Origin of the sequence: Pontibacterium sp. (genome assembly GCF_041587635.1) — a bacterium.
In the GTDB taxonomy this organism is placed as follows: domain Bacteria; phylum Pseudomonadota; class Gammaproteobacteria; order Pseudomonadales; family Balneatricaceae; genus Pontibacterium.
In genome coordinates this window covers 1-9,070 of the sequence record NZ_JBFGYC010000108.1, presented here as the reverse complement: position 1 = coordinate 9,070, position 9,070 = coordinate 1, and the positions used below count along the sequence as shown (strand labels likewise).

Annotated in this window: 10 protein-coding genes; 3 read left to right on the top strand and 7 right to left on the bottom strand. The window is 51.2% G+C overall.

Annotated elements, in window-relative coordinates:
* From ABYW01_RS07680 to ABYW01_RS07665, 4 genes are all read right to left on the bottom strand, one after another.
* Positions 1-1,311 (bottom strand): diguanylate cyclase domain-containing protein (locus tag ABYW01_RS07680; protein ID WP_372831893.1); only part of this gene is annotated, 1,311 nt, incomplete at its 3' end.
* 156 nt (positions 1,312-1,467) lie between these two features.
* On the bottom strand, positions 1,468-2,307 hold the full coding sequence (locus tag ABYW01_RS07675) for an ABC transporter substrate-binding protein (protein WP_372831892.1): 840 nt from the start codon (positions 2,305-2,307) through the stop codon (positions 1,468-1,470).
* Between the two features lie 280 nt (positions 2,308-2,587).
* On the bottom strand, positions 2,588-2,851 hold the full coding sequence (locus tag ABYW01_RS07670) for a DUF5062 family protein (protein WP_193954787.1): 264 nt from the start codon (positions 2,849-2,851) through the stop codon (positions 2,588-2,590).
* A gap of 163 nt (positions 2,852-3,014) precedes the next feature.
* Positions 3,015-3,479: an aminoacyl-tRNA deacylase gene (locus ABYW01_RS07665; RefSeq protein WP_372831891.1), complete on the bottom strand. Its 465-nt coding sequence runs from the start codon at positions 3,477-3,479 to the stop codon at positions 3,015-3,017.
* 112 nt (positions 3,480-3,591) lie between these two features.
* On the opposite strand from ABYW01_RS07665, the gene ABYW01_RS07660 reads away from it, so the two are divergent.
* Together ABYW01_RS07660 and ABYW01_RS07655 are read left to right on the top strand one after the other, a co-directional pair.
* Positions 3,592-4,482 (top strand): CHAD domain-containing protein, encoded by an 891-nt coding sequence (locus tag ABYW01_RS07660; RefSeq protein WP_372831890.1) that lies wholly within the window; start codon positions 3,592-3,594, stop codon positions 4,480-4,482.
* Between the two features lie 81 nt (positions 4,483-4,563).
* Positions 4,564-5,205 carry an MBL fold metallo-hydrolase gene (locus ABYW01_RS07655; protein WP_193954784.1) on the top strand — a complete coding sequence of 214 codons (642 nt, stop codon included), beginning with the start codon at positions 4,564-4,566 and terminating at the stop codon, positions 5,203-5,205.
* Here ABYW01_RS07655 and ABYW01_RS07650 read toward each other — a convergent pair.
* The 3 genes from ABYW01_RS07650 to pfkA all read right to left on the bottom strand — a co-directional run bounded on the left by ABYW01_RS07650 (position 5,202) and on the right by pfkA (position 8,113).
* A complete protein-coding gene (locus tag ABYW01_RS07650) occupies positions 5,202-5,810 on the bottom strand; it encodes a DUF502 domain-containing protein (RefSeq protein ID WP_372831889.1) in 609 nt (202 codons plus the stop codon). The genes ABYW01_RS07655 and ABYW01_RS07650 overlap by 4 nt on opposite strands.
* Positions 5,811-5,928: 118 nt before the next feature.
* Entirely contained in the window at positions 5,929-7,074 is a 1,146-nt protein-coding gene (gene zapE / locus ABYW01_RS07645) for a cell division protein ZapE (protein WP_372831888.1), read from the bottom strand.
* Between the two features lie 34 nt (positions 7,075-7,108).
* Positions 7,109-8,113 carry a 6-phosphofructokinase gene (pfkA, locus tag ABYW01_RS07640; protein ID WP_372831887.1) on the bottom strand — a complete coding sequence of 335 codons (1,005 nt, stop codon included), beginning with the start codon at positions 8,111-8,113 and terminating at the stop codon, positions 7,109-7,111.
* Positions 8,114-8,281: 168 nt separating this feature from the next.
* Between pfkA and ABYW01_RS07635 the strand changes: the two genes are divergently transcribed.
* On the top strand, positions 8,282-9,070 hold a 789-nt coding region (locus ABYW01_RS07635), incomplete at its 3' end, for an isocitrate dehydrogenase kinase/phosphatase AceK regulatory subunit (RefSeq protein WP_372831886.1).

Below are 9,070 nucleotides of genomic sequence, written 5' to 3'. Positions count from 1 at the left end.
TGCGTCCTGGGTCATATCCTCACTGTAGAAGTGGAAACGGTTGCCTCCGTTCTCTTTCGCCTTATACATTGCCAGATCGGCATTTCGCATCAGGGTGGCGACATCCTTTCCGTCTTGAGGGAAGACACTGATACCAATACTCGTACCCAGATGCAGTGAGTGTTGCTTTACCAGAACCGGTTTCTGCATACATTGCAGAAGCTGTTGGGCAATGTTTGCAACATCCTGAGGATTATCCAGAGGTTCGATAATCACGGTGAATTCATCGCCGCCAAGTCGGGCAACGAAGTCACTGCAGCGCAGGCGATCACGAAAACGACGGGACGCTTCCTGCAATACCTCATCCCCCACATTGTGCCCTAATGAATCGTTGATCTGTTTGAACTTATCGAGATCCATAAACAGTACGGCTACGGCGTTACCATGGCGTTCGCTTTTCCGGATCGTACTGAGCAAGCTGTTACGGAAATAGGTACGGTTGGGCAACTGGGTGAGCTCGTCATGATCTGCCAATTGTCTCAGGGCTTGTTTCTGCATCTCAAGCTCTTGCGTGCGGCGCTCTACCTCAATCTGCAACTGATTACGGGAGATCGAGCTTTCCTGCAGCCTGTCCGTCATTTGATTGAAATGGTGGGCGACTTCACTGAACTCATCTCCGGCATCCATTTCAATCTGGATGCGGGTGTCGCCTTCGCTCAGGTGACGAATACCCTGATCCAGCAATGAGATACGTTGCTTGAATAACTTAGCGGTGCGCAGGCTTAAACCGGATAACAGCAGTGTGAGTGCTAATAACAGGCCGCCTGTCAGTAGGTTTCCTTGTGTGTGCAGTTGCTTCGAGCCATCAACGGCATATTGTTCCAGTCGCACAGTGTCTTCAGACATCGATTGGATGACTGAGGAGAGCAGATTGCTGAGGTGAGTCAGGGCATCGGTTTGGGATTGATCCTGGCCGCTCTCGTGAATTCGGATCATCTGGTCCAGTAGAAAACCTACGCTGTTATTGCGTTTGTTCAGGCTTTGAAGGTAAACCTCCTGTTGATCCAGTGTATTGGCTGACTGACTCAGCATGACATCCAGCTCTTCATACAGTAAGCGACTCTCGCTCAGGGGAGACAAGTTTCTGTATTGCTGATAGTTACTAAGATGTGCCCGCATTGTTTCAATACCGGTTTGTACCCGATAGGCATCCTCCAGTCGTGAAAAAATTCTGGATTGCTGATAGTCCTGCCAGAGCATATTACCGGTCAGGGCGATCGATAGAGCAACGGCGCTGGTCGCCAGAATGACAAGTCGCTGAGAAATTTTCATCGTATCAGTGACGCCGTAGGTTCAGTGGATGACAACGCAGTATCGTCGATAAATGTACGGTAGTCGGGTATGGATGCTGAGCTTACTCGGTGTTGGGTGACGGCCCAGCGTGCTTCACTCTCCAGTGTGGAGATCAAAGAGTTGCTGAGTGAGAGTTTAAAAACATAGTCGTTCCAGCTGTGTGCAATGGCCTTGGGGTCGCGTTGCAGTTGCTGTGCAATGATCCGCTGTGATTCTTCCGGATGTTTTGCGATGTAACGAATGGCCCTCACCGAGGGCTGCGAGTACTTTTCTGTGTTCGGTCAATTGATTAGAAACTTGAGGGCGCATGCTGACCAGATTAAAAGACAGGGTATACATGCCCCTTGCGTTGATGATGTTAGGTGGTGGTTCGGATTGTTGTAACGCTTCGTAGGCGTAAGGCTCCCAAACAGACGCCGCATCAATCTGATCATCCAGCAGAGCAGCGGACATTTCGTCTGGGCGCAGAGAGATGAGTTCTACGTTTTGAGGGGAAATACCACTGATCAGCAGCAGGCTGTGCAGGAAAAATTCACTGGCGGTGTTATGAATGACCCCAATACGCCGTCCGCGCAGTTGCCCGGGTTCGCTTATCTCCAACGGGGCGGGTGATATCACCTTTATATCGTTATCGGATTCTACAAAGCTGCTCAGGATAGAAAAATCACGGCGATCAAAACTGTTAAACATGATGACCGAATCGGATGTGGTGGCCAGATCCACTTCGCCATTTGTCAGTGCCTGGAAGCAGAGGTGTCCACCGACATAAGGTACCAGTTCAACCTCGATATCCTGATCGTTAAAATAACCGTTGTTCTGAGCAACATAAAAAGGCGTACTCAGCGGTGTTTGTGAAACCGCGATGCGGATGGATAGAGGTGGTGTGCGGCTGTTCAACCCTTGTTGTACATAAATACCGAGAGACACTACGAGCAGAAGAGTAAGTGCCAGCGAAATCCGTTTTACATGCGCCATGACTGCATCCTGACTTAGCCAAGTGACCAGACAATTGGAGCTATCCGAGTAAGCGCTTACAACCAGACTATGTGATGCCAGCCCGAAGTGTTATAGGACAGATCGTTGTATAAATGTAGTGCTTAGGTGTGGATTTTGGTAGCGGGAACTTGCGGAAAGTATAAGAAAGAGGCGCATCCCAATAAAAATAAATACTTGTATGGTGATTGGTCATTCAAGAAAGTGCGGTAATCCGCGTTTGGTGCGCTAAAGCACCCCACGCGGATGTATGTATCCGGGATTAGCCGTTTTTCAATGGGTGATTGTCCGGTAGCTGGCGTTCTATCCACAGCGCCAGTTTATGTTTCATATTCGGCTCGTTTTCCTGATCCTTAGCCAGCGGTTGAATCAAACCATCCTGCACCAGTAAACGGTAAACGGCGGTGACTTTGTTGCTGGCGCTGTCGGTTGCTTCAAATTTTCCGGCGCCACGCTTTTCGAAATAGGCTGCCCCTACGGTGAGTGCCTGTCGTACCAGTTCTGCTTCGTGTTTCAGTTTTTTCATGTGCTGCCAGGTCCTTTCGCTCAGATAGCAGGTATATCCCCTTTATCCGCAAATACGAGTCGGCTGTAAAGTGGTGAAGGTGTAAAAGAGTGAGATCGGAGAGGAAAAGTATGCGACGACATCGTTTGTCGCCGCATAGTTGGGGGTGAGTGCTGATCCGCTTTTAAAAGCTAATCCTGCCGTGGGGCTGATTTTTCATCGAATCGAGGAAACTGTCCCGATTCATTCTGACCAGCTCGCGGTGGTCTCCGGCTTCCAGATAGCATTCTGGCTCTTCACCCAGATGGTCATCCCAGATTACAGGCAGATTATAAGTCTGACCTAAGCTGGGCACCGCACCTGTTGCACAATCCCGGAACAGGATTTTGACATCGTTCTGACGGGCTGTGGTCAGCAGGCGGTTAGTGAAATGATTCACAGCGCGCAAATCGACCTGACGGTCGGCTGGTACAACGGCCATCACAAAACCTTCATCGTCTCTCAGTACTACACCTTTGGCGACCCGTTTAGGGGGAACTTTGGCTGCGAGGGCACAGCCCATAGCGGTTTCGGCGTAAGGATGAAAAACGCGTTTGTAGTTAATATGCTGGTTATCCAGATAGCGCTGAATGGTTGGCGCAAGGGACATGGTATTCACCTCTCATTGAGGCTCCTGCCGGTTGGGGCTCCTGCACCTCTCAGTGTAGCTCATTCGCAGTGGTCTATTCTTTGAACAGAGATATTTGAAAGCGAGACCCATCATGGCTATTGCACTGTACGCCAGTCAACGATTGGGGAGGGAGGCCCATCAAGCGGTAGATAACCACCTGAAAAGTATTAACAAAATTCTGGCGCGGGCCAACATGACGCAACGTGATGAGGTGGTTCATGATACCCGGACGGGGATGAAGCGGATGCGGGCATTTTTACGTTTGTTACGCGCGGGGATAGGAAAATCGGCATATCGCTTGGCGGATGAACAGAGCAAGGCGTTGGCAGGGGGCTTGTCTGATAACCGGGATGCCCGGGTGTTGCTTGATACCATGGAGCAGTTACTGCAAGAGATCTGCGATCATGAATGTTGTGAACGATTACGTGGCCCTGTGTTTGAGCATTATCATGCCGCCTGTTTAGGCGATACTGGATTAGAGCCGTTAGAACATGCACGTACCTGCTTGCGGCGCATACAGAAAAATGCACGTCATTGGCATCTGAAGACATATGATCAGAAGGCCTTACGTGCGGCCATTGCCGTAGAGTACGATGCCGGACGTCAGCATTGGAAGCAGATTCAACAGCAACCCGAAGCGGAACAGTTGCACAGATGGCGCAAACAAGTGAAACGATTCTATTATCAATTTTCGCTGTTGTTTCCGACGCAGCTGCATAAACAACGGGCACGCCTGAAAATGCTGGGTGAATATTTAGGGCAGCTGCATGATCTGACTATCTTGCAGGATTATCTGAACAGTCACCGACGTGTATTCTGGACTGATGATTTGGTTCGCTTAAAGCACGTATCTTCAGGGCGTGAGCAGGCACTGTTGGAACAGGTCTGGCAGCTTGCACTGAAAACCTATCGCCACCCTTCCGGTAGTTACAGTCGTAAACTGATCCGTCGCTGGCGTGACCTGGATCAGGCAAACTCTTAGCGTTGATCATCGTTCGGTTATGCCGTCGTCATTTTGCCTCTGATATACTCGGTCGTATCAACCAGTGAGGCGCTGTACTTTATGAAATTCCGAATTATCCCTGTGACACCGTTCCAGCAGAACTGCACTCTGATCTGGTGCGAAGAAACCAACAAAGCTGCGGTGATCGACCCGGGTGGTGACGTTGATCGTATTCTGGCGGCGGTGGAGGAGGAAGGTGTAACGCTGGAGAAAATCCTGCTGACACACGCTCATCTCGATCATGTGGGGGGGACTGCTGAGCTGGTAGCAAAAGCCGGTGTGCCGGTAGAAGGTCCGCATATTGAGGATAAGTTCTGGATTGATGGTCTGGATCAGCAGTGTACGATGTTCGGGTTTCCACCAGTGGAAGGTTTTACCCCTGATCGCTGGCTGGATGAAGGCAATGATGTGCAGGTGGGCAATCAGTCACTGAGCGTTTTGCATACCCCGGGCCATACGCCGGGCCATGTGGTGTTCTTTCATCCCGGTGATCTGATCGCGATGGTGGGTGATGTTTTGTTTCAGGGCTCGATTGGCCGTACGGATTTCCCTAAAGGTGACCATCCAACACTGATCGCATCTATTCGCGAGAAGTTGTTCCCGTTAGGTGACGATGTTGATTTCATTCCAGGGCATGGGCCGATGTCTACGTTCGGTCATGAACGTGAGAGTAACCCGTTTGTGTCGGATCATCGCGGTTAATTGCTGTTCTGACGGTCAGTGGAGACACCTCCGCTGACCACAAAGGCGGTCACCTGACTGGCTGCGACATCCAGTCGTTCAACCTGAGTTTTTGGAACAATAATCAGGTTGCCGGCAAAGTTATACGATTGCGGCAGATAGACTGCGACCTCATCTTCCAAGCCGAAGCTCTCCATACTTTCCCGTGTCATAAATCCCATCGCTTTAATCCGCTTATCTTCGCTCAAATATACAAGTACAGGTTTATCAAAACTTTTAGTGTCTCCTAAAAAGGCGTTGAACAGATCTTTCAGTGCGTTATAGAGCAGCTTGACGAGCGGGATACGATCGAGAAAACGATCCACATAACCCATTAAATAACGGCCCAGATACAGCGAACCGAGCAGGCCGGTTGCGGTAATCACGATCAGGGTGACGGCGGTGCCGGCAAGTGTTGCACTCAACCCCGGGTCCAGTGCCGGAAAGAAAAGGGTTAAGAGGCTGCCGATGGCAGAAAACACGGTTTCGTTCAGAGCGGTGAAGATCAGGTAGACCAGATAGATGGTCAGAATGACCGGTAGCAGAATCAGGAGTCCCTGAAAGAAAAATCGCATCAGGCTTCGCATTGTGGGTTCCTCATGGCTGGCCTGCCAATATAAGTGGTGATCGCTGAGTGAAAGCTTAACAGGATTGCAGGAAGAGGCTCGTATCTGGGGTGAGCAGCAGGCCGGATTGAGCCGGCGGTCAGGGTTGGTGTGCCGCTTGTTGATACTCTTCCGAGGCCATCTCGGTCAGGCGGCTACGGGTACGGTTAAACTCAAAGGCCAGCAGATCACCCTGATAGAGTGTATCCAGATCGGTCGCCGCGTTCAGGAACAGATTAACCCTGCGGTCATAGAGCTCATCCACTAATGCTATAAACCGTCGGGCGGGATCATCCGACTGGCCAATCATTACCTGCCGCTCACCGGTGGATTTTGAGCCGATGGCTCCGTCTTCGGTGCCGCGGGCTTTGATACGCTCATATTGCTTGCCGCCGAGCAAAGGTACGTTGCTTAGAAACAGTGTGTGAAAGCGGCGAGCAATGTCGATGTAATCGAGATGGCTACGTGGGCCTTCGCAGAGGGCGTTAAAATCGAACCAGATCACATCAGTTGTTGCGGCGATACAGGGGATGGGACGTCGACAGACCAGAATAGCCGTATCGCGGCTGTGTACGTGTTCTGCATGGGGTTGAAATAAGTCGCTGAGTGATTCCGGGTTATCGACAAAAAACGCAGCCTTGTGGGTGAGTGCTCGCAGACGGTGATCCTTCTCTCCGTTTATCGCCACTTCGGTCATATTCTCTCGCAGACGTTTGACCGTAGGTTCGAAACGGTCACGATGGATATCGCCCCGATATAATTCTTCCGGTGGGCGATTGGATGTGCAGACCAATGTCACACCTTGCCGGAACAGATGTTCAATCAACCGGCCCAATAACATGGCATCGCCGATCTCAGCCACGAGAAACTCGTCGAAGCAGAGCACGCGGTATTTCTGTGCCAGCCCCTTGGCGACTTCTTGCAGAGGGTCTTCGTGACCGGAATAGTCTTGCAGTTGCTGGTGGATCAGCGACATAAAACGGTGGAAATGCAGACGTAACGCGCAATCGTTGCCGTCATCCTCCTGTAAGGAGTCGCAGAACAGATCCATCAGGAAGGTTTTACCCCGACCGACCGGTCCCCAGAGATAAAGACCGCGTGGCAGCGTTTGACTGCGGTGCTGATTGAGTAGGTGCTGCAGCTGGCATAAGTGGTCTAATGCATAGCGTTGCACCGGATCATCATCGTAGCCCTGTTCTAGGTAGGCTTGATAGCGCTGCTGGAGAGGTAAGTCACTGATGGTCATGGGGACGCATCTTAGCGCCCCGGGAAGCTGATAGCTACTTGTGTAGCAGCGAGCTCATGGCGATCCATTCGCTGGCGAGGGGTTTCTTGCGCTCTAGCACCTCTTTCAGCGGAACATCCAGAATTTCACCTTTTTGTACGCCCACCATGATGCTGGAGTACCCCGCCCGCAGGTAGTCGACAGCGGTTGCTCCCATGCAGGAGGCTAATACCCGGTCATGTCCGGTTGGGCTGCCGCCTCGCTGAATATGGCCAAGAATACAAACCTTGGGCGATTGACCGTTCTCTTCGAGTTGTTGTGCTATGCGGTAGGTGAGCCCCGGTCGCGGACCTTCGGCCACAACAATAATCCCGCTGGAACCTTCGCCTTTGACGCGGTTGTTCGCCAGCTGAAAGCAGAGACTTTGGATCTTAAATTCGACCTCTGGAATAACCACCATCTCGGCGCCGCAGGCGATCCCGACCTGTGTGGCGATAAAACCGGAATCACGTCCCATCACTTCTACCAGAAACAGCCGCTCATGGGAGAGGGCGGTATCGCGAATGCGGTCGATAGCATCCAGTGCGGTATTGACGGCCGTATCAAAGCCGATGGTATCGTCGCTGCCGTGGATATCATTGTCGATTGTGCCGGGTAGGCCAACAACCGGGATACCTGACTCCTCGGCCAGCAGCGCTGCACCCGTGAGGGAACCATCACCGCCAATTACAACTAAGCCTTCAATCTCTCGCTCGCGCAGAATCTCAGCCGCCTGATGGCGTACGGTCGGGTCTTTAAATGCTTCGCAGCGGTCACTTTTTAGCAACGTTCCACCGCGTTGTACGATGTTGGTGACGGAGCGGGAGTTCATCTCCCAGATGTCTCCGATGATCAATCCGCTGTAGCCCCGATTGACCCCATATACACGAATGCCGTGACTCAACGCGGCACGAACAACTCCGCGGATTGCAGGATTCATGCCTGGAGCATCGCCACCGCTGGTTAATACCGCAATGGCTTTGAGTTCTTTTACTGCATCAAGCGCGGGTAGCTTATACATCCAATCTCTCCTATCGTGTAATCCACTGGCAGCCCTTAACTTTCAAGCCTAATCCCTTAAATTGACGTTTATATGGCATGGGCGAAAGTAAAAAGTTGGGCCGTGGCAGGTCATCCATACCTTACATTATAGAGTGGCTGGGTGTTTTGGCCGCAGAGGGTAAGACCGATGCTGATGTTGGCAGAACAGATCGCACAGGACATTCTGCAGAGTTTCTCTGACTACCGTGCGCACTTTCATCGTATTACCGCGGGTGCGAAAGCCCGTTTCGAGTTAGCCGATTGGGGAGCTGTGCAGCACGCCTCGACTGAACGTATCAATCTCTATGAGGGTATGTGTCAGGATGCGGCTGAAGCATTACAGCGCTCGGTGGGTGAGCCGTTACATACCTCTGATCTTTGGCTTCTTGCGAAGCAGGCCTATATCAATCTGATCGTCTTGCGCGATGATTTTGAATTGGCCGAAACCTATTACAACTCAATCTATTGTCGTTTGTTCGGGCATTTGCAGCTGGATGATCAGCATATGTTTATTCACAGTTCGATGGCGGGTCGGATTGTGGATTCCGGTGATGAAATCTATCGAACGTATTATCCCGTTCGTGGATTACAGACGATGATATCGACGTTGCTGGACGATGTGGCCTTTGATATCCCCTGGGAAAATAAACGGCGGGATATTCGCAATATTATGCGGCATGTGCGCAATAACATGGCTGATGAATTTAATGATGCAGAAAGCACCTCTATCGAAGTGGTTAAAACGGTCTTCTATCGAAACAAAGGGGCTTATATCGTCGGCCGTGTACGTACCCAAGACAAACAGTTGCCGTTTGTATTGCCGCTGCTAAATAACGAAGCGGGTGGTCTCTACGTGGATACGCTGATCACTGAAGAGAACGATGTATCGGTGATATTCAGCTTTACCCGGGCGTACTTTATGGCCGACGTCAATGTT